Raw genomic sequence first — 20,529 nt, 5'->3', positions numbered from 1 at the left:
ATTAGTTAATTAAGTGTCAATAAAAAGCAAAAAAAAGAGCAAAATTTATATTTTGCTCTTTTAAAAATTCGGATAATTTTATGATTATTTTAAATCTGGCTGGTAAATTTTTACTGTTCCATCACCTTCACTGCTTACAACCAATAAACTTCTTTTAGTAGGGCTTTTTGAAGCTGGAATAAATAATAATCCTTCTGGAGCGTCACCAGTTTTTACAATTTGTAAAAATTGAGGAGAAGTTGGATTTGTTACATCATAAGTTAAAAAAGCATCAGATCTTTCCAAACCAACAAATAAAATGTTTTGATTTCCCATTTTTGCTACATATACAGCTTCTGGCTCAGAACCTTTATCATCGCTTCTTTTGTCATCATAAAGTCCTAGTTCATGAGCTTTTTTATCAAGATCATTTTTACTGTCGTAAACAATTTTTCCAGTATTTCCGTTCCAGATAGAAAAAGATCTTGCTCCAAAACTTACTAATTCATCTATATCTCCGTCTCCGTCGGTATCGCCCATATCGGTAACAAGGTTCAATCTTCCTAAATTAGCATCTAATTTTAAATTAGCATCAGGGAAAGCCGTAGCATCAAGTTTTACGCTTTTCATTCTCTTAATATCTGTGTAAGCGTTATATTCTCTTGCATCACCTTCGTTTGCAGTAACAAAATAAGGAACATTGTTAGCAGAAAAATGACTGATTGCGTCTGGCATGAATAATCCTTTTACTTTCCAAGGATTGAAAGCAATTTTATCATCAAGATCGCTCACATCAATAGCGTTTTCTGCCGTATTGTAATCTTTTAAACCTAAAGGATAAATAGCAGTAATGGTTTTAGAAGTCAAATCAACTTTTGCAACACCATTGTTTTCTTGTAAAGTAACCCAAGCAGTTTTTGAATCATCAGAAATTGTAATATATTCTGGTTCAATATCCTGAGCGAAACTCTTAGCGAATTTAGAAATTCTGAATCCGTCTTTTGATAAAGCAGTAGCTTGACTTGCAAATGAACTGAAATCTAAAGTTGTTACAGTATAAGTGCTCGTTTCAATAATAGAAATAGTTCCGTTTGGATCTTGCGAATAATCTGTATTTGGCTCGCCTTCGTTAGCCGTCATAATATATTTTCCGTCTGGAGAAAAAGTAACCATATCTGGTAAAGCTCCAACGGTTACTTGTTTGATTAAGCTGTAATCTGAAGTGTTGAAAATAACAACTTTTCCATTTGCTTGTTTGTTTGCAGTAGATTCTAAAGCAACAGCAAGTTTTCCGTCAAAAACAGAAACACTATTTGCAGCACCCTCGTAAGAAGCTAATTCGATTTTTCCAATTTTTGCTGGTTTTGTTGGATCTGTAATATCAATAACATCAATTTGGTTAACACCGCTGTTGTTTACTGTAAATAATCTTTTTGTTTTTTCGCAATATGCAGAGATTTCTGCAGCCGCTTCTCCGCCAATTGTAATAGATCCAATTTCTTTAAAAGTTGCTGGGTTTTCGTTTACAACTACTTCTTGTTCGTTGCTGTTGTCATCATTATTACAGCTTGCCAAAATCAAAAGGGCAGCTAGTAATGAGATCGATAATTTTTTCATGTGTTAGTTTTTAGTTTCGAGTGCAAAAGTAATTCTGTGGTTTCTGTTAAATATTAAGAATGTATTATATAATCTTTAACTTAAATTTTGCAGGATATTTTTTGTGAAATAACACATGAATTTCAATCAAATGTTTTATAATCCTAACGAATGCTTATCTTTGCACTTTCTAAATTAGAACGTATTTATGTCAACAAATAATAGAAGGTTTCCAGCAGAATGGGAAAAACAACAAGGAATTGTTTTGTGTTTTCCGCATAATGGTAACGATTGGCCAGGAAAATATGAAGCTGTTCAATGGGCTTTTATAGAATTTATTAAAAAGGTAGCCACTTTTGAAACTGTTTTTTTGGTTGTAGCAGATGAAAAGCTAAAAGAAAAAGTTGCTGATATGCTAGAAAGAGCACGTGTTAACGTGAAAAACGTTTCATATATCATTCATAAAACCAATAGAAGCTGGATGCGTGACTCAGGACCGATTATTGTGAAAAATGGTTCGAAAAGAGAAGCTTTAAACTTTAATTTTAATGGTTGGGCGAAATATAAAAACTATCAGTTAGATAAATTTGTTCCAGGTAAAGTTGCTGATTTTATTGATGTTCCTTTAACGCAAGTTGTATATAAAGGAAAACCAGTAATTGTAGAAGGTGGCGCAATCGACGTAAACGGAAAAGGAACTTTGTTAACTTCTGAAGAATGTTTGATGCACCCAACAATTCAGGTTCGTAACGAAGGTTTTACAAAAGAAGATTACGAAGCAGTTTTTAAAGAATATCTTGGCGTAACCAACGTAATTTGGTTGGGCGATGGAATAGAAGGTGATGATACTCACGGACACATCGACGATTTATGCCGATTTGTAAATGAAGATACAATTGTAACAATTGTAGAAACAGATAAAAACGATTCAAACTATAAGCCATTGCAGGATAATTTGAAACGTCTTCAAAATGCAAAATTAGAGAACGGAAAATCTCCTGTTATTGTTGCGCTTCCAATGCCAAAACGAGTTGATTTTGAAGATTTAAGATTGCCAGCAAGTTATGCTAATTTCTTGATTTTGAATAATTGCGTTTTAGTGCCGACATTTAATGATAGTAACGATCGTGTAGCTTTAAATATATTGTCAGAATGTTTCCCTGACAGAGAAGTAATCGGAATCAGCTGTATTGATTTCATTTGGGGATTCGGAACTTTGCATTGTTTGAGCCAACAGATTCCGGCTTAATAAATAGGAGCAAAGAGACAAAGGTACAAAGTTGCAAAGTTTTTGTGCTTTTGTCAGGCTGAGCGAAGTCGAAGCCCACGCAAAGATTTTCGTCAAAGTATTGTAAAGATTTAATCTCGCAAAGTTGCGAAGGCGCAAAGTTTTTATGCTTTTGTCAGGCTGAGCGAAGTCGAAGCCCCGCAAAGTATAAGTATAAATAAAGCGTACTATTTGTCATTTCGACGAAAGGAGAAATCTCCGCAAGTAACTCCGCAACAATAAACTAATCTTTGTCGAGCTTCTCGTGGAGATTTCTCCTTTCGTCGAAATGACAAAAATGGGAGAAACTTTGCGCCTTCGCAACTTTGCGAGATTAAAGACATTCAAAAAAAATCATTTTAATCTTTTTAATCTTTGGCAAAAAAGCATAAAAAAACCTTGGCTATAACCAAGGTTTTTCTATTTCTATATTTTTTCAGATTCTAAATCTGCTCTTCATTGTCTTGTAAAAGGAGGTAATAATTGGCTAGAAACTTCACCAAAACCAATTCTAACTTCAGCATTTTCGCAGAAACCTCTAATAATAACAGTGTCATTATCTTCAATAAATTTACGCTCGCTTCCGTCGCTTAATTTTAACGGATTTTTTCCTCCCCAAGTTAATTCCAACATAGAACCAAAACTATCCGGAGTTGGTCCAGAAATTGTTCCAGAACCCATCATATCACCAGAATTTACTCGGCATCCATTTGATGTATGGTGTGTCAATTGCTGAGCCATTGACCAGTACATGTATTTGAAATTGGATTTTGAAATTACAGTTTCTTCCTGATCTTCAGGTTTTAATGAAACTTCTAAATGAATGTCAAAAGCTTTTTTTCCTTTTGTCTGTAAATAAGGAAGAGGAGAAGGATCTTGTTTAGGACCTTTTGTTCTAAAAGGTTCCAAAGCATCCATCGTAACAATCCACGGAGAAATTGAAGTCGCAAAGTTTTTTGCTAAAAATGGTCCTAGAGGCACATATTCCCATTTCTGCATATCGCGGGCGCTCCAATCATTTAGTAAAACCATTCCGAAAATGTAATCTTCAGCTTCGTAAGTTGAAATGTTTTCGCCCATTACATTTACATCAGTAGTAATAAAAGCAGTTTCCAATTCAAAATCAACTAATCGCGAAGCACCAAAAACAGGTGTTTCATGTCCAGCAGGCAAAGTTTGTCCCATTGGTCTGTGAACTGGAATTCCAGAAGGTACAATTGTAGAACTTCTACCATGATATCCAACCGGAATGTGAAGCCAGTTTGGCAATAATGCATTTTCTGGATCACGGAACATTTTACCTACGTTTGTGGCATGTTCTCTGCTCGAATAAAAATCGGTGTAATCGCCAATTAAAACAGGCAATTGCATCTCTACATCGTCGATTTTAAATATAACAATATCTCGGTGTTTTGTTGAATCTCTTAGCTGTGGATTGGTTTCGTCAAAGATATCAGCGATACGATTTCGAACCAGACGCCATGTTTTTTTTCCGTCAGAAATAAAATCATTTAGCGTATCCTGCATAAACATATCATCGGTTAAATCTATTCCTTCAAAATAGTTTAATTGTTGTAAAGCCCCTAAATCTATAGCATAATCGCCAATTCGAGTTCCTACGGTAACGACATTTTCTTTGGTAAGAAACACGCCAAAAGGAATATTCTGAATAGGGAAGTCGCTATTTTCTGGCACTTCTAACCATGATTTTCTACTGGTATCGTTGGCGGTTATAGGCATGTTTAATGTTAATTATTTGTTGAAAAATTGTATGTCAAATATATCATAATCTAGCAGTTTGACAAACGTTTTTTTGTATTTTTGCGTGAAATTAACGAAAAACATAGAAATGCAACGCGACGAACAAATTTTTGATCTTATCCAAGAGGAAAAAGAAAGACAAATTCACGGACTTGAGCTTATCGCTTCAGAGAATTTTGTAAGTGATGAAGTAATGGAAGCAGCTGGTTCTGTTTTAACTAACAAATATGCTGAGGGCTATCCTGGCAAAAGATACTACGGCGGTTGCGAAGTAGTTGACGTTATCGAGCAAATTGCTATTGACAGAGCTAAAGAATTATTTGGTGCTGAATACGCAAACGTACAGCCACATTCTGGTTCTCAGGCAAATACTGCTGTTTACCATGCTTGTTTAAATCCTGGTGATACTATTTTAGGTTTTGATTTATCTCACGGAGGTCACTTAACTCACGGTTCTCCTGTAAACTTTTCAGGTCGTTTATACCGTCCTGTTTTTTACGGTGTTGACGCTGAGACTGGTCGTTTAGATTATGATAAAATTCAAGAAATTGCAACTAAAGAACAGCCAAAATTAATTATCGCAGGAGCTTCGGCTTATTCTCGCGATATGGATTTTGCTCGTTTCAGACAAATTGCTGACAGCGTAGGTGCAATCTTATTTGCTGATATTTCTCACCCAGCAGGTTTAATTGCAAAAGGATTATTAAGCGATCCGATTCCACATTGTCATATTGTTTCTACAACAACTCACAAAACATTAAGAGGACCTCGTGGAGGTTTAATCTTAATGGGGAAAGATTTCCCAAATCCACAAGGATTAACAACTCCAAAAGGAGAAATAAGAATGATGTCTTCTCTATTAGATTTAGCTGTTTTCCCTGGAAACCAAGGTGGACCTTTAATGCACATTATCGCTGCTAAAGCGGTTGCTTTTGGTGAAGCATTAAAAGATGAATTCTTTACTTACGCAATGCAATTACAAAAAAATGCAAACGCTATGGCTGATGCTTTCGTAAAAAGAGGTTACAACATTATCTCTGGCGGAACAGATAACCACATGATGCTTATCGACTTAAGAAATAAAAATATTTCTGGTAAAGAAGCTGAAAACGCATTAGTAAAAGCTGAAATTACAGTAAACAAAAACATGGTTCCTTTTGACGATAAATCTCCATTTATCACATCTGGAATTCGTGTTGGAACAGCTGCAATCACAACTCGTGGTTTAGTTGAAAAAGATATGGAAACTATCGTAGCTTTAATTGATAAAGTTTTATCTAATCATACAGATGAAGACGTTATCGAAGAAGTTGCCGAAGAAGTAAACGAATTAATGAGCGAAAGACCGATTTTTGCGTATTAAAAATTAGTCGAAAAGTTTTTAAAGTCGAAAGTCAAAAGTCTATTTTTTGGCTTTCGATTTTTGCTTTTAAGACTTTTTATTTTCGACTTTGGACTTTGGACTTTCAAACTTTAAGACTTAAAAAAATGGGCGTATTAAGATTACAATTGCCAACAGACCCAAGATGGGTAAATATTGTTGAGAAAAACATCGAAGAAATCTTGACAGATCACGCTTGGTGCGAGCAAAAAGCCGCAACAAACGCAATTACGATTATAACAAACAATCCAGAGCATCAGGATTTGGTTCAGGATTTACTGGCTTTAGTAAAAGAAGAAGTAGATCATTTTGAACAAGTGCATAATATTATCATCAAAAGAGGATTGAAATTAGGTCGTGAACGTAAAGATGATTACGTAAACGAATTGTATCAATACATGAAAAGAAGCGGAGACGGAAGCCGTGTTTCTGGACTTGTAGAAAGATTGCTTTTTTCTGCAATGATTGAAGCTAGAAGTTGCGAACGTTTTAAAGTCTTGTCTGAAAATATTCAAGACGAAGAATTAGCTGTTTTTTATAGAGAATTAATGGAAAGCGAAGCTGGTCACTACACCACTTTCATAACTTACGCACGTAAATACGGCGTTGGAATTGACGTTGAAAAACGTTGGAGAGAATGGTTGGCATTCGAAGAATCAATTATTACCAATTACGGAAAAGGAGAGACGATTCACGGATAGTTTTTAGTGTTCAGTTTTTTTAGTATTCAGTCTCAGTGGCAGTTTTCATTTTTTACTTTGTGAGTCTTTGTGAAAGCTTTACGAATCTCTGTGAAATTTGATTATGCTTTTGTCAGGCTGAGCGAAGTCGAAGCCCGCGCAAAGTATATATCAGCTTCAAAATAATATTTAATCACCGCTTCCGCGAAAGTGAATCAATATCATAATTGTTCAAAAGTTCGGGTTTTTGTTAATCTAAAATCTGAAATCAGCAATCTAAAATTCTTATATTTGAAAGTAACCAAAATCTTGAAATATGAGAATAGAAATGGATTTAAAGCTAGGCTTTAAAGATGTAATGTTTAGACCTAAAAGATCAACGCTTAAAAGCCGATCTGAGGTTTCTTTAGAACGAAATTTCAAGTATTTGCATAGTTCGGCAGATTGGTCAGGAATTCCGATTATGGCAGCAAATATGGATACGGTTGGAACTTTTGAAATGGCTCAGGTTTTGGCAAAAGAAAAACTTTTTACGGCCATTCATAAACACTACACTTTAGAAGAATGGAATAATTTCTTGAAAAATGTAACTCCAGATTTTTATGATCATATTGCTGTAAGTACGGGAACTGGAAAGGAAGATTTTGACAAAATCGGACAAATAATTACGGCAAATCCTTTTCTTAAATTTATTTGCATTGATGTTGCAAATGGATATTCAGAGCATTTTGTTCAGTTTTTGAAGAAAACCCGTAAACAATATCCAGATAAGATTATTATTGCAGGAAATGTGGTGACAGGAGAAATGACTGAAGAACTTTTGTTGGCTGGAGCAGATATAGTAAAAGTCGGAATTGGACCAGGTTCTGTCTGTACTACTCGAGTTAAAACTGGTGTAGGTTATCCGCAACTTTCTGCAATTATAGAATGTAGTGATGCTGCTCATGGTTTGGGAGGACATATTATAAGTGATGGCGGATGCAAAACTCCAGGTGATGTAGCAAAAGCTTTTGGTGCAGGAGCCGATTTTGTTATGTTGGGCGGAATGCTTGCTGGACATACAGAAAGCGGTGGAGAATTGATCGAAGTAAATGGCGAAAAATTCAAACAATTTTACGGAATGAGTTCTAAAACTGCAATGGACAAACATTCTGGAGGCGTTGCTGAATATAGAGCGAGTGAAGGGAAAACAGTTCAAGTTCCGTTTAAAGGAAATGTGATTGAGACTGTTTTAGATATATTGGGCGGGATTAGAAGTACTTGTACTTATGTTGGTGCATCAAAATTAAAAGAATTGACTAAAAGAACGACTTTCATCCGCGTAAGCGAACAGGAAAATCAAGTTTTTACAAAATAAATATGATTAAAATTACCGAAGCATTTCTTGAAGATATTGCTAAAATTCAAGAAATCGCGCATATAACTTGGCCAATAACTTATGGCGAAATTTTGACTTCAGAACAATTAGATTATATGTTGAATTTAATTTATTCTGATGAAGCGCTTTCAAAACAAATTCAGAATAAAGAACAGTTATTTTATTTAATTTCAGATTCTGCATCCGTTATTGGTTTTATCGGAATTGAACATCATTATAAAAATGAAGCTATAACTAAAATTCATAAAATCTACCTTTTGCCAGAAACACAAGGAAAAGGTTATGGTAAAGTAGTTTTTAATTCTATTGAAAAACTAGCTTTAGAGAATAATTCAAAAGAACTTTTATTGAACGTAAACCGCTTTAATACCGCTTTAAACTTCTATAAAAAATTAGGTTTCGAGATCAAAGAAACGGTTGATATAGAAATTGGAAATGGGTATTTAATGGAGGATTATGTGATGGGAAAAGGGTTGTAATTAAATTGAAAACGAAAATCATTAGCAAATGGATTTTATTAAAAATTTTTTAAATAAGACAAAAAAATACGAATTTGAGTTTAATGAAAACGGAAAACATCAACTAGGAGGTGAAATACCAGACGAGTTTATAATACCAGAGAATGAATTTAAATCAAATTTTCAATATTTAGGTTATATAAATAATGATGATGAAGTTTTCAATTGGCTTCCCTTTAAATTAAATTTAATATGTCCAATATATTTAGATATTGATTTAATATTTCTGGATTATGAAAAACCAAATGAGCCAAAATTAATTTATCCGAAAAACACATCAGAAATAGGAAGTGCTTATACAACTTTAGATATCAATTCAAGAGTAATTTATGAGGCTCAAAATTTTTCTTTAATTGAATTTGATGGCGTAACAGAAGATAATGAGTTTGATATTAAAGGAATTGCAGGAAAACCTCATTGGGACCAAAAACAGAATATTCCAAAGTGTCCTAAAACAAATAATAAAATGAAGTTTGTTTGCCAATTGACAAGTTGGAATGATGTGCCAACAAAATATACAAATGTAGTTGCCGACAATGATTATGAACAAAATTTGTTTTCAAAAATGAACTTTTGGGATGATGGAAGCTTGTATGTTTTTATAGAACCAGAAGCAAAAACCGTTTGTTGTTTTATACAAAACACATAAAAGTCAGTTGCTTGCATTGATTTTTATTCAATCAACTCACAAGTATATCATGCATAAACAATAATCCTTTCACTTCATTCAAAGAAAAAATAGCTTTCTTCAGTTTCGTTTTAGTTGGATCAATAGTATAATTGTAACTTGTTTTAAAATCGGCTTTGTTGGCGATGGCTTTGTTGAATTCGGAACGGTATAAATCGCAATTATCAAAAACTACACTGGTTAAATCTGTTGCCATAAAATCAACAGCAATTAAACTGCAATTGGTAAAAATTGTTCCTTTTAGTTTTAAAGTGTAAAACTTCGAGAAATCGAGAATACAGTCATTAAAACCAATTTCAAAAATAAGTTTGTCGCACATGGCGAAATTTACTTCTTTAATTTCGCATCGATTAAAAGTTGCAGTTCTAAAAGCTACATAATTAATTTTTGCTTCAGTAAAAATGCAATCATTAAAAACACAGTCGATAAAAGTAACAGCCAGAAAAGTACAGGCAGAAAAGTTACAATTATTAAAAACGCAACATTCGAAGTCCTTAAAATTTAAGTCATCTTTTGCGTAAATAATCGTATTGTATTCTCTATCAAGAAAATATTCGCTTTCTTTTTTCAACTCTTTCGGGTAATTATTTGAGGGTGAAAAGTTACTAATTTACTATAGAAAAATCGGAACAAATTATAAATGATTTTGATTTCATTCGCATTTTTAATTGATAAAATAATGTAGCTTTACACTTATTTTTTAGTCAAAATTTATCAATTTCATTATATGGAATCAACAAGAAAGGAACATGATTTTTTAGGAGAATTAGAAATTCCGAATCATTTATACTACGGAATCCAGACTTTTAGAGCTGTTGAAAATTTCAATATCACAGGAATTCCGATTTCGAAAGAACCTTTGTTTATCAAAGCTTTAGGTTATGTAAAAAAAGCGGCAGCTTTGGCTAATAAAGATTGTAATGCAATCGATCCAAAAATTGCCGAAGCGATCTGTTACGGAAGCGATCAGGTAATTGCGGGTAAATTTGATAAAGAATTTGTGAGCGATTTAATTCAAGGCGGCGCGGGAACTTCAGTAAATATGAATGCAAATGAAGTTATTGCAAATATCGGATTGGAATATCTTGGACACAAAAAAGGAGAATACAATTTTCTTCATCCAAATAATCATGTAAACTGCTCTCAGTCAACAAACGATGCTTATCCGTCGGCATTTAGAATCGCTTTGTATTTGAAAATGGAAAGCTTTATTAAAACTTTTGCTGGTTTGGAAGTTGCTTTCGCTAAAAAAGGCGAGGAGTTTAAAGAAGTTTTAAAAATGGGAAGAACACAGTTGCAAGACGCTGTTCCGATGACTTTAGGACAGGAATTTAAAGCCTATGCAACCACAATTGGAGAAGATATTCAACGCTTGAAAAATGCACAGGAATTATTATTAGAAATTAATATGGGCGCAACCGCAATTGGAACAAAAGTAAATGCTCCAGAAGGTTATCCTGAAATTTGCGTAAAATACTTAGCCGAAGAAGTTGGAATTCCTTTAACGCTTTCGCCAGATTTAATTGAAGCAACGGTTGATACAGGAGCCTACGTTCAAATTATGGGCACTTTAAAACGTTCGGCGGTTAAAATTTCTAAAATTTGCAACGATTTACGTTTATTAAGTTCTGGGCCAAGAACAGGATTAAATGAAATCAATCTTCCAGCGCGCCAGCCAGGTTCTTCAATAATGCCAGGGAAAGTAAATCCGGTAATTCCAGAAGTTGTTAATCAAACTTGTTTTTATGTAATTGGTCAGGATTTAACCGTTACAATGGCGGCAGAAGCGGGACAATTGCAATTGAACGTTATGGAACCTGTTATTGCTTTTGCCATGTTTACATCGTTAGATTATCTTTCAAATGCGATTCAGACTTTAATCGATAAATGCATTAACGGAATTACAGCAAATGTTGACCATTGCTACAATATGGTGATGAATAGCATTGGAATTGTAACGCAATTAAATCCAATTATTGGTTACGAAGAAAGTGCCAGCATAGCAGGCGAAGCTCTGAAAACAGGGAAAAGCGTGCATGAAATTGCTGTTTTAGAACGAAAGTTAATCACTCAGGAAAAATGGGATGAAATTTATTCTTTAGAAAATCTAATTCATCCAAAGTTTATTACAAAGTAATTTTGTCTTAAAAATAGAGAATAACAAGCCGTCAAGAAATTGATGGTTTTTTTTGTGCTTTTAATAATTATATTGTGTAAAGTGTTGAAAATGAATTATATTTACTAAAGAAGTAAAACTTGATTTTTTAGAAATTAAAACTTTACGAGCATGAAATTCTCTAATAACAAAAATTTTCAGCATGCTATAAAAGTAACAGTTTTACTTTTTATACTTCCATTGTTTCTTAATGCTCAAAGTGAATTTGAATCGCAAAATCAAGATGAATGTCCTCCAAAAACTATTTTAGAGCTTTTTAAGAAAAAGGATTCTGCTTACGTAGTTAAACCTACAAAAAATGACTTTTTCCTTGTAATTCCAGCAATTGGTTCTCAGCCCGCCACAGGTTTTTTCTTTGGTGCAGTTGCGCAATATACTTTCAAGGGAAAACAAGAAAACGATAAATATTCTGTTGCCAATCTAGGTATACTTTATACTCTAAAAAAGCAATGGATGATTAATGTTAAGAATAATATCTTGTTAAAAAACAATAAAATTTTTCTTAGTGGAGATTATCGATTTTATATTTTTTCGCAACCCAATTATGGACTTGGAACCGATATTATTCCGCCACGAAGAGACCGTTCTGATGGTTTTAGCATTGATTCTATTGCGCAATCAATGGATTACAATTATTTCAAATTTCACCAAACCGCTTCTTTTGAAATGAGAAAGAATTTTTATGTTGGCGGCGGTATAAACATCGATTGGTACACCGATATTCAAGACAAAGAACTTGATGTTGAAAACGGAAATTTAACCTATCATTACAATTACAGTCAGTTGCACGGTTTTGATAATTTAGAATATTTTCTAACGGGAGTAAGTTTGAATATGGTTTACGATTCTCGTGATAATCAGGTAAATTCTTCTCGAGGCTGGTTTGCAAACATCAATTATCGTTTTAATCCAGTTTTGTTTAACAATCAAAAATATAGTAATGTACTTTACGCGGAGTATCGACATTTTGTACCTCTTTCGCATAAAAATGACCGTTATATTTTGGGTATTTGGGCTTACGGACAATTTATAACCAGAGGTGAAGTTCCATATTTAAATCTTCCTGCCATTGGTTGGGATCAGCGGAGCAGGAGTGGAGAAGGTTATACGCAGGGTTTATTTAGAGGAAATGGACTCATATATCTTTCAACCGAGTTTAGATTTCCAATTACCTGCAATCAAATGCTTAGTGGAACGGTTTTTACCAATTTTGTAACGGCAAGTAATGCTGATAATAATACAGGACTTTTTCATTCAATTCAGCCAGCGGCAGGAGTTGGATTTAGAATTTTAATTGATAAAAAAACAAGAACCAATTTAGTTGCCGATTATTCTTGGGGAAATAATTCGAAAGGATTTTACTTAAATGCAGGTGAAGTTTTTTAATGTAAATGTTTGATAGTGTGAAAATTAAGTGGTGTGAATATTAATTTTTAGAAGAAAAAACTTAAATTTGATATACCATTTAACTTTCAAACACAAAATTTATGAAAAAGTACAGTTTATTATTAGTTGTATTTCTGTCGGCGATAGGAATGCAGGCTCAAGATGCAAGGTCATTTTCTCTTAATTTATATGGGGGTTACAATTTTTCAGATAAGTTAGATTATGACGGTTATTCTGCAACAATAGAAGATGGTTTTCAATATGGAGCAGGATTTGAATATTTCTTTTCAACAAATAATTCAGTTGAATTAAAGTATTTGAGATCAGATGTAAAAATACCATTTTATGATCCTTCCGGAAGTCAATTAAATTCTAACGATAAAGGCGCATTTAATTTCATTTTATTAGACTTCACTCATTATTTCGATACAGGATCGAATCTTCTGCCTTATTTGGGTGCTGGTGCAGGAGTTGGTATAGTTGAATCACCTCAAGGCGGTAGCGGAACTTATTTTGCATGGGATATAAAAGGAGGGGTAAAGATTAAAACTGCTTCTACAGTGTCAGTAAATATTAATGCCTATTTACAATCTATGTCGGCGGCGGTTGGTGAAAGTTATTATTGGTCATATTGGGTTGGACCAGTTGCAGTTAATGATTACATCTCAACGTACCAATTTGGTCTTGGAGCAGTATTAAGTTTTAATTTCAAAAATTAAGGATTTACAGCTTTAAAACATAAATAAATAAAGATGAGCAGGCTATTTGGTCTGCTTTTTTTATGTTTTGGCATAATTGTTCATAATAAATCATAATTTCTATCCGTAATAAGTACTATTTTTAAAACTCAATGCTTATTTTTGTTGTATATACAAACTTCTTAAGATGAAATTACTGATAGTTGAAGACGAACCAAATCTATTATCGATACTACGAAAAGGATTTGCTGAAAATAATAATGAAGTAAGCGTTGCCATGGATGGTAAAACAGCCTTGGAGATGATTCACAACTATACCTTTGATGTTGTCGTCTTAGATGTAATGCTTCCAGATATTAACGGAATCGAAATCTGCAGAAGACTTCGCGCAAGCAAAAACTTTGTTCCAATTTTGCTTTTAACAGCTTTAGGAACTTCAGAAAATATTGTAACAGGACTAAACGCTGGTGCAGATGATTATTTGGTTAAACCATTTAAGTTTGGAGAATTAGATGCAAGAGTAAATGCTTTGTACAGAAGATCGCATCAGGAAACAGAAAAAATAGATACCATTATAATTGCTGACTTAGAAATAAACGGACGAGCAAAATCTGTAAAAAGAGGCGGAGAAAATATTACTTTGACTGCAAAAGAATTTAAACTTCTGTATTATTTAGCAAAAAACACAGGAAGAATTGTTTCAAGAGATCAGATTTTGGATAATGTTTGGGATATCAATTTTGATATGAATACTAATGTTGTCGATGTATATATTACTTATTTAAGAAGAAAAATTGATAAGCCTTACGGTACCAAATTAATTCACACAATGAAAGGTTTGGGCTATGTTATAAAGCCATAAAATGGATATTAGAAAAAAAATTACCTTTAATTACGTTGCCCTTTCTACCTTTAGTACGTCTCTATTGTGTATCATTGTTTTTTTTCTGTTTAGAGAAAATAACCGCTATCACTTTCTAAAACGTTTAGATGATAGAGCTAAAATCGTTTCTTCTATTCATTTTCAAAAAGATCCAGAAAAGATTAAGTATTATAAAAACCTTAAAAAAAATGGACTTGAAGAATTAATTGAAGAAGAAGAATATGTATTGAAAATTAATAGTGAAAACAGTTTTGATTACAATACTAATTTAAATCTTCCTAACACTTTTTATACCAATATATTAAAAACAGGAAAAGATTCTTTTGAAAGGGATAACAAATATTATTTAGGTCAGATTTTTCAAGAAAATAACCAAAAATATATGGTAATTGTCGGAGCGAGAGATCGCAAAGGAAAAGACACAACTGTATATATTGTCAAAATTATGCTTTTTGGCGGAATCGGTTTTGTTATTCTGGCGTTTCTTTTAGGACGATTTTTAGCCAAACGTGTCATTAATCCTGTAGCGCGAATTACCAAAGAAGTAAAAAGAATAAGCGCTTCTAATCTTCATAACAGACTTCCAGAAGTTAAAAATTCTGATGAAATTTCAGATTTGACCAACACTTTTAATAATATGCTTGATCGATTGGAAACTTCTTTCGAAATACAAGCTAATTTTATTAATAATGCTTCTCACGAATTAAAAACGCCGATTACGACTATTATTGCCGAGTCAGAAATTATGCTGCTCAAAGAACGTGAAGTGGCAGAATACGTAGAATCTTTAGAAAATATCTACAGCCAAGCTTCAAGATTAGGAAATCTAACAGAAAGTCTTCTTAAACTAACTCAAACTGGTTATGACGGACAAAAACAAGTTTCGGATATTGCCAGAATTGATGAATTACTATTGGATGTAAAATCGGATTTGGATAAAATTTATCCTGATAACCGAGTAAGTGTTAGGCTTAATTTTGCTCCAGAAGATTCTAATTTACTTTTATTGCCTTGTAATAAACCATTATTAGAATTGGCAATCAATAATATCATTACAAACGGGGTAAAATATTCTGATAATAATGAAGTTTTTGTAAATCTTTCGGCAAATGACGAAATGATTAAAATTACAATTAACGATATCGGAATCGGAATTCCGCCTGAAGATATTCCGCATTTGTACGAACCTTTCTTTAGAGGGAAAATAGCGACCAAATACATTGGTTACGGTTTAGGATTGCCGCTTGCTTCTAAAATTATTAGAATGCATCAGGGAGAACTGCAAGTTCAGTCTGAACAAAATAAAGGTACAATTGTAACTATCATTTTTAAAAAATTGAATATTAAAAAATCTAATGTTTAATTTTAGAAAATTCTAATTTTAGATTAATAAGCGTCTAATTTTCTGAGAGTTATTTTGTAAGTATAAACTAAAAGATTGTACTTATGAAAAATTTTCTAATACCTACGACTTTAAAAGACGATACAATTCTGGCTGTAAAATCTGCTGTGAATCAGTCTAAAAATACGGAATCGGAAATTATTTTAGCATTAGTTTCAGAAGCGCCAGATACTTTTTCTTCGTCTAGTTTTTTAAGAGAAATGAGATCTGGGCTTACTAAAAGTCAAGAAGAGGTTCTAGAAACCTGTCGTTATATTATTGATCATACTCCAAATGTCAAACTAAAGGTTCATAATCAATACGGACTTTCAGCACCAATTTTTAAACGTCTTATCGAAGCGTTTGCTGTTAAATTGGTAATTCTAACTCATTCTTATAAACAAGAAACAAAGAAAATTCACCAATATTTGGTGCAATTGGCTGGAAACCAAAAATGTCCGATTCTTCATTTAAGCACAGAAATTAACAAAGACGTGCTTCATAAAGCGCTTTACGTAGAAAATTCAAGCCGAAACATTCATGTAAAAGATGTTCAGGAATTTTTAAGCGCTAATTTCTCTTTCGAAATTGTAAGCCAGACCGCTAGTTTTGAAGATAACTACGAAAGTGTTGCGCCATTTCTATCAGAAGCTATTTCTAAACACAATATTGATATGTTGGTAGAAACTCGAAAAGGCGAAAAAATCAAATTTAAAAAATCTAAAAAAGAAAATGTCAATGAAAAGTTAGGACTTCCTGTGCTTTCATTGTATGAAGAGATGGTTTAAAAAGTTATTAGTCCTTAGTAATTAAAGAGTACTAATGATTCCTGTTTAACTAATTGTATAGTAACCCCCATTTTACAAATGCAAGAATAGTAAAAACTAGATTGTTATTATTTATAAAATCTAATAGCTAAGGACTAATTGCTAATAACTAGATAGTTGTAATATTAATTTAATTTAAATGCCGGAAATATGTTGTTAAAGAAAAGAATACCAATGAAGTACGTTCTCGGGAAAATTAAAGTAGAAATTGCATTAGTATTGGCTTATACCGTACTATTTGAAATATTTCATCATTATTTCATCAATCTTCCTGTAGATATCCCGATTGCCATTCCAACCATGATTGGAACCATAATATCCTTACTATTGGCTTTTAAGTCTAATCAAGCTTATGACAGATGGTGGGAAGCAAGAATTGTTTGGGGAGCCGTTGTAAACGATTCTAGAACTTTAATTCGTCAGGTTTTAACGTTCTATGAAGATCCAGATTTTTCTGTTGAAGCTAGCGAATTCAAGGAAAATTTTGCAAAAAGACAAATTGCGTGGTGTTACAGTTTAGGTCAGTCACTTCGAAATAGAGACGCAATTGCTCCTCTTAATGGTTTGATGAGCGAGGAAGAAATTAAATATATAAAAAATCATCAAAACGTTCCGAATGCAATTTTAATGCTACACGCAAGAGATTTGCGAAATGCAAAAAATGAAAAGAGAATAAATGTCTACCAACAAGTAGAAATTGATAATACTTTGTCAAGATTATGCGATGAAATGGGAAAATGTGAAAGAATTAAAAACACCATTTTTCCAACAACATACAGCATGTATATCAGATTAACATTGTGTTTGTTTATTTTGCTTTTGCCTTTCGGATTGACAAGTGTTTTAAGCTGGTTTGCAATTCCGTTGATTACAGCAATTGGTGGCGCTTTCTTTTTAATCGAAAGAATGGCGATTCATTTGCAAGATCCGTTTGAGAATCGACCAACCGATACGCCAGTTACAACTATTGCAAACACAATAGAAAGAAATATTAAACAAATGTTGAATGAATATCAAAGTGAATTTGACATTTTAAATGAATTTGAATCAAAAGACGAGCCTAAGAAAGTCGAAAAAGGCGCTTATTTTGTCTTATAAATAAACATTTTGGTTATGTTTAATTGTTGGCTGGACAGTGAGTAGTTGCACTGTTCAGCTTTTTTTTATTATTTGAACACATAGAAACATAGTTTTTTGAATGTAAAAAAGGCGTTTCACTTATTTGAATGCACATAGCTATGTGAGAAACTAGTTTCTTTCTTTGTTCTTTTTCGAAAAAGTGAAATCTATGTCTCTATGTGTTAAAAAAAAAATTATAGCTGCTTCGCCAGTCTCCCTAATGTCTGAATAGCAATTCTCAATTCATTAGACCAAGGAAGCCCAAAACTCAATCGCATACAATTTGAAAATTGATTTTGAAAGGAGAAAATCCTTCCCGGTGCAATACTAATTTTATGTTTTAGCGCCAAATTATAAAAAGCCGCTGTATCGATTTTTTTATCTAATTCTACCCAAAGAAAAAATCCGCCTTGAGGCTGGCTTACTTTTGTTCCAGCAGGAAAAGATTCTAAAACTGTATTGATATAATTGGTGCAATTTCGATTTAAAATCTGGCGTATTTTTCTAAGATGGTTTTCATAACGACCATTTTTCAAGAAATCTCCAACTACTTCATGCGTAATTGTAGAATTAGAAATGGTATGATATAATTTAGTTCTTAAGACTTCTTTTTTAAATTTTCCTGGAGAAACCCAACCAACGCGATAACCAGGAGCTAAAGTTTTAGATACAGAACTACAGCACAAAACAATTCCGCTTTCATCATAAGTTTTGCAATTTGTTGGTCGGCTTGTGCCAAAGTACAAATCGCCATGAATATCATCTTCAATTAGCGGAACATTGTAGAAATCCATCAATCTAACAATTTCTTTTTTATGTTCATTTGGTAGCATACTTCCAGACGGATTACTGAAATTGCTCATCAAAACACAAGCTTTTACTTTATTTGTAGAAAGTGTTTTTTTAACGGCTTCGAGTTCAATTCCGGTTGTCATATTGGTTGGAAGTTCCATCACGTACAAGCCCAAAGATCTGGCCAATTGCAAAATCCCAAAATAAACCGGACTTTCGGTAATAATAGTATCTCCAGGTTTTGTCAACGTTAATAGACAATCTGAAATTGCCGAAATACAGCCAGGCGTGGTTATAATATCATCTTCAGTAAGAGAACCGCCCCAAGTAAAAGACCAACGTGCAATTTCTTTTCTTAAATTACTATTTCCTTCAATTTCCTCATAACTCGTTCCGCTGTTTTGTAATTGACGCATCGCTTGAACCATTCCTTTATTCAGTTTTGCAATTGGAAGTAATTCATTAGACGGAAAACCAAGAGAAAGCATCGTAATATCTTTTTTGCGCATATCGCCATAAACTAGATCAACTAAGTCTTCACGATCAATATTTTCAAGAGTCAAAATCGGTGTACTTGCCGAAGGTTCTGGAATTACGCGTGCAGAAATATTACTTACATAATAACCTGATTGAGGGCGAGATTCAATCAAAGAACGGCTTTCAACTTCATAATAAGCTTTGCTTACTGTGCTCATGCTGTAACCTGTTTCGGCACAAACTTCTCGTATAGAAGGCAATTTGTCGCCAACATTTAAAAGTCCCGATTTAATCTGTTTCTCGATTCGGTCAGCAAATTGAAGGTATAAGTAATTCGAATTTTTCATAAAAATAAAAACTGTTATGCTGCAATTTACAAAAACTGTATCTGTATTGCTGTTTTATTTTTTAGAAATTTGCCTCATCAAAGAAAATAAATTCAAAAGCAATTTTTGTGAAGACAACAAAATATTATATAGCAGCAATCTCAGCCTTTGTAACGTGGGGACTTTTCAGCTTGGTTTTAAAACCAATTCATGAATATCCTTCGTTGGATATTTTGTTTTTTCGAGTTTTTAGCTGTGGTATTTTGATGCTTTTAATTGCTTTTATATTCAAAAGAAAACAAATAAAAGAAACCATTCAAATCTTTAAATCTTTATCAAAATCAGAAAAAAGAAAATCGATTTTATTGAATATTGGCGGAAGCGCATTTTTGATGGCAAATTGGTTTACATTTATTTATGTAGTCAATCATGTTAGCGTAAAAGCGGCTTCTCTGGCTTATCTCGTTTGTCCAATTCTGACGACTTTATTGGCTTATTTTATTTTGCACGAAAAGCTTCTAAAAACACAATGGCTTTCTGTAGGTTTAAGTATTTCAGGATGTTTGCTTCTTTCATACAGCGATATTATGGATATGTTTTTTAGTATCATTATTGGTCTAACGTATGCAGCATATTTAGTAAGCCAGCGCGCCAATAAAGGTTTTGATAAATTTATTGTATTGACTTTTCATATAACATTAGCAGCATTGTTTTTGTTACCTTTTTATCCGGTTTTTGGGGGACCGGTACCAACGGAATTTAAGTTTTATCTCTGCATTGAGACCATTGCAATTATGTTTACGATAATTCCGTTGTTTTTAAATTTATATGCACTTTCTGGAATCAATTCTTCAACAGTTGGGATGCTTTTAAACATCAACCCGATGATTGCATTTGGATTAGCGGCTTTTGTTTTTAATGAAAAAATATCGCTTTTGCAGATTACCGCTTATGGTATAATTTTTACCGCAGTGTTAGTTTTTAATTCACATCATATTTTTGCCATAAAGCAAAAATTGACCTCAATATCCAAGGGTTCTTAATTCTTAGTTTTCATATTTTTTATTGGTTTAAAATCGAAAATTATCAGAATCTTAACAGGATGTTTAAACAGGAATGAGTATTTTTCATTCCTGTTTTTTTTTGCTATAAACAGAAAAAATATTTAGCCACAGATTTCACGGATTAAAAGGATTATAGTCTTTGTGCAAAAAAG

At 33.0% G+C, this 20,529-nt stretch carries 18 protein-coding genes; 14 read left to right on the top strand and 4 right to left on the bottom strand.

Annotated features, from left to right (window positions below; genetic code table 11):
- Window positions 1-84: 84 nt before the first annotated feature.
- Window positions 85-1,596, bottom strand: a complete 1,512-nt coding sequence (locus P0R33_RS02610) for a choice-of-anchor I family protein (RefSeq protein WP_276174086.1) — start codon at window positions 1,594-1,596, stop codon at window positions 85-87.
- Window positions 1,597-1,783: 187 nt separating this feature from the next.
- Between P0R33_RS02610 and P0R33_RS02605 the strand changes: the two genes are divergently transcribed.
- Window positions 1,784-2,824, top strand: a complete 1,041-nt coding sequence (locus P0R33_RS02605) for an agmatine deiminase family protein (RefSeq protein WP_276174085.1) — start codon at window positions 1,784-1,786, stop codon at window positions 2,822-2,824.
- Between the two features lie 474 nt (window positions 2,825-3,298).
- Here P0R33_RS02605 and fahA read toward each other — a convergent pair whose 3' ends face one another.
- Window positions 3,299-4,582: a fumarylacetoacetase gene (fahA, locus tag P0R33_RS02600; RefSeq protein ID WP_276174084.1), complete on the bottom strand. Its 1,284-nt coding sequence runs from the start codon at window positions 4,580-4,582 to the stop codon at window positions 3,299-3,301.
- Window positions 4,583-4,691: 109 nt separating this feature from the next.
- On the opposite strand from fahA, the gene glyA reads away from it, so the two are divergent.
- The 5 genes from glyA to P0R33_RS02575 all read left to right on the top strand — a co-directional run bounded on the left by glyA (window position 4,692) and on the right by P0R33_RS02575 (window position 9,209).
- Complete coding sequence (gene glyA / locus P0R33_RS02595) at window positions 4,692-5,966, top strand: serine hydroxymethyltransferase (protein WP_276174083.1); 1,275 nt, start codon at window positions 4,692-4,694, stop codon at window positions 5,964-5,966.
- A gap of 125 nt (window positions 5,967-6,091) precedes the next feature.
- Window positions 6,092-6,685, top strand: coding sequence for a tRNA-(ms[2]io[6]A)-hydroxylase (locus tag P0R33_RS02590; protein WP_026729503.1), 594 nt, complete (start codon window positions 6,092-6,094; stop codon window positions 6,683-6,685).
- 295 nt (window positions 6,686-6,980) lie between these two features.
- Window positions 6,981-8,021: a GMP reductase gene (locus tag P0R33_RS02585; protein ID WP_276174082.1), complete on the top strand. Its 1,041-nt coding sequence runs from the start codon at window positions 6,981-6,983 to the stop codon at window positions 8,019-8,021.
- 2 nt (window positions 8,022-8,023) lie between these two features.
- The gene (locus P0R33_RS02580; protein ID WP_276174081.1) at window positions 8,024-8,521 is read left to right on the top strand and encodes a GNAT family N-acetyltransferase; all 498 of its coding nucleotides are present in this window, start codon (window positions 8,024-8,026) and stop codon (window positions 8,519-8,521) included.
- Window positions 8,522-8,549: 28 nt separating this feature from the next.
- Window positions 8,550-9,209, top strand: coding sequence for a hypothetical protein (locus tag P0R33_RS02575; protein ID WP_276174080.1), 660 nt, complete (start codon window positions 8,550-8,552; stop codon window positions 9,207-9,209).
- Window positions 9,210-9,240: 31 nt separating this feature from the next.
- On the opposite strand, the gene P0R33_RS02570 is transcribed toward P0R33_RS02575, so the two are convergent.
- Window positions 9,241-9,819, bottom strand: coding sequence for a pentapeptide repeat-containing protein (locus tag P0R33_RS02570; protein WP_276174079.1), 579 nt, complete (start codon window positions 9,817-9,819; stop codon window positions 9,241-9,243).
- A gap of 156 nt (window positions 9,820-9,975) precedes the next feature.
- Here P0R33_RS02570 and aspA point away from each other — a divergent pair, with 156 nt between their 5' ends.
- The 7 genes from aspA to P0R33_RS02535 all read left to right on the top strand — a co-directional run bounded on the left by aspA (window position 9,976) and on the right by P0R33_RS02535 (window position 17,697).
- Window positions 9,976-11,385 carry an aspartate ammonia-lyase gene (gene aspA, locus P0R33_RS02565; RefSeq protein WP_276174077.1) on the top strand — a complete coding sequence of 470 codons (1,410 nt, stop codon included), beginning with the start codon at window positions 9,976-9,978 and terminating at the stop codon, window positions 11,383-11,385.
- A 150-nt stretch (window positions 11,386-11,535) separates the two neighbouring features.
- Window positions 11,536-12,810 (top strand): BamA/TamA family outer membrane protein, encoded by a 1,275-nt coding sequence (locus P0R33_RS02560; protein ID WP_276174076.1) that lies wholly within the window; start codon window positions 11,536-11,538, stop codon window positions 12,808-12,810.
- 101 nt (window positions 12,811-12,911) lie between these two features.
- Window positions 12,912-13,529: an outer membrane beta-barrel protein gene (locus tag P0R33_RS02555; protein WP_276174075.1), complete on the top strand. Its 618-nt coding sequence runs from the start codon at window positions 12,912-12,914 to the stop codon at window positions 13,527-13,529.
- Window positions 13,530-13,695: 166 nt separating this feature from the next.
- On the top strand, window positions 13,696-14,370 hold the full coding sequence (locus tag P0R33_RS02550; RefSeq protein ID WP_276174074.1) for a response regulator transcription factor: 675 nt from the start codon (window positions 13,696-13,698) through the stop codon (window positions 14,368-14,370).
- Window position 14,371: 1 nt separating this feature from the next.
- Entirely contained in the window at window positions 14,372-15,754 is a 1,383-nt protein-coding gene (locus tag P0R33_RS02545) for a HAMP domain-containing sensor histidine kinase (RefSeq protein ID WP_276174073.1), read from the top strand.
- Between the two features lie 83 nt (window positions 15,755-15,837).
- On the top strand, window positions 15,838-16,560 hold the full coding sequence (locus tag P0R33_RS02540) for a hypothetical protein (RefSeq protein WP_276174072.1): 723 nt from the start codon (window positions 15,838-15,840) through the stop codon (window positions 16,558-16,560).
- Window positions 16,561-16,749: 189 nt separating this feature from the next.
- Window positions 16,750-17,697 carry a bestrophin family ion channel gene (locus tag P0R33_RS02535; RefSeq protein WP_343592115.1) on the top strand — a complete coding sequence of 316 codons (948 nt, stop codon included), beginning with the start codon at window positions 16,750-16,752 and terminating at the stop codon, window positions 17,695-17,697.
- A 215-nt stretch (window positions 17,698-17,912) separates the two neighbouring features.
- Here P0R33_RS02535 and P0R33_RS02530 read toward each other — a convergent pair whose 3' ends face one another.
- Window positions 17,913-19,334 (bottom strand): PLP-dependent aminotransferase family protein, encoded by a 1,422-nt coding sequence (locus tag P0R33_RS02530; RefSeq protein WP_276174070.1) that lies wholly within the window; start codon window positions 19,332-19,334, stop codon window positions 17,913-17,915.
- Between the two features lie 107 nt (window positions 19,335-19,441).
- Between P0R33_RS02530 and P0R33_RS02525 the strand changes: the two genes are divergently transcribed.
- Window positions 19,442-20,356: an EamA family transporter gene (locus tag P0R33_RS02525; protein WP_276174069.1), complete on the top strand. Its 915-nt coding sequence runs from the start codon at window positions 19,442-19,444 to the stop codon at window positions 20,354-20,356.
- Window positions 20,357-20,529: the final 173 nt, after the last annotated feature.

Origin of the sequence: Flavobacterium sp. YJ01 (assembly GCF_029320955.1) — a bacterium.
GTDB lineage: Bacteria > Bacteroidota > Bacteroidia > Flavobacteriales > Flavobacteriaceae > Flavobacterium.
This window is presented reverse-complemented; position numbering and strand designations above follow the sequence as displayed.

What these genes read in the sequence shown, in the direction of transcription:
- P0R33_RS02610 (WP_276174086.1), bottom strand. Translation starts at nt 1,596, where the DNA reads ATGAAAAAATTATCGATCTCATTACTAGCTGCCCTTTTGATTTTGGCA.
- P0R33_RS02605 (WP_276174085.1), top strand. Translation starts at nt 1,784, where the DNA reads ATGTCAACAAATAATAGAAGGTTTCCAGCAGAATGGGAAAAACAACAA.
- fahA (WP_276174084.1), bottom strand. Translation starts at nt 4,582, where the DNA reads ATGCCTATAACCGCCAACGATACCAGTAGAAAATCATGGTTAGAAGTG.
- glyA (WP_276174083.1), top strand. Translation starts at nt 4,692, where the DNA reads ATGCAACGCGACGAACAAATTTTTGATCTTATCCAAGAGGAAAAAGAA.
- P0R33_RS02590 (WP_026729503.1), top strand. Translation starts at nt 6,092, where the DNA reads ATGGGCGTATTAAGATTACAATTGCCAACAGACCCAAGATGGGTAAAT.
- P0R33_RS02585 (WP_276174082.1), top strand. Translation starts at nt 6,981, where the DNA reads ATGAGAATAGAAATGGATTTAAAGCTAGGCTTTAAAGATGTAATGTTT.
- P0R33_RS02580 (WP_276174081.1), top strand. Translation starts at nt 8,024, where the DNA reads ATGATTAAAATTACCGAAGCATTTCTTGAAGATATTGCTAAAATTCAA.
- P0R33_RS02575 (WP_276174080.1), top strand. Translation starts at nt 8,550, where the DNA reads ATGGATTTTATTAAAAATTTTTTAAATAAGACAAAAAAATACGAATTT.
- aspA (WP_276174077.1), top strand. Translation starts at nt 9,976, where the DNA reads ATGGAATCAACAAGAAAGGAACATGATTTTTTAGGAGAATTAGAAATT.
- P0R33_RS02560 (WP_276174076.1), top strand. Translation starts at nt 11,536, where the DNA reads ATGAAATTCTCTAATAACAAAAATTTTCAGCATGCTATAAAAGTAACA.
- P0R33_RS02555 (WP_276174075.1), top strand. Translation starts at nt 12,912, where the DNA reads ATGAAAAAGTACAGTTTATTATTAGTTGTATTTCTGTCGGCGATAGGA.
- P0R33_RS02550 (WP_276174074.1), top strand. Translation starts at nt 13,696, where the DNA reads ATGAAATTACTGATAGTTGAAGACGAACCAAATCTATTATCGATACTA.
- P0R33_RS02545 (WP_276174073.1), top strand. Translation starts at nt 14,372, where the DNA reads ATGGATATTAGAAAAAAAATTACCTTTAATTACGTTGCCCTTTCTACC.
- P0R33_RS02540 (WP_276174072.1), top strand. Translation starts at nt 15,838, where the DNA reads ATGAAAAATTTTCTAATACCTACGACTTTAAAAGACGATACAATTCTG.
- P0R33_RS02535 (WP_343592115.1), top strand. Translation starts at nt 16,750, where the DNA reads ATGTTGTTAAAGAAAAGAATACCAATGAAGTACGTTCTCGGGAAAATT.
- P0R33_RS02530 (WP_276174070.1), bottom strand. Translation starts at nt 19,334, where the DNA reads ATGAAAAATTCGAATTACTTATACCTTCAATTTGCTGACCGAATCGAG.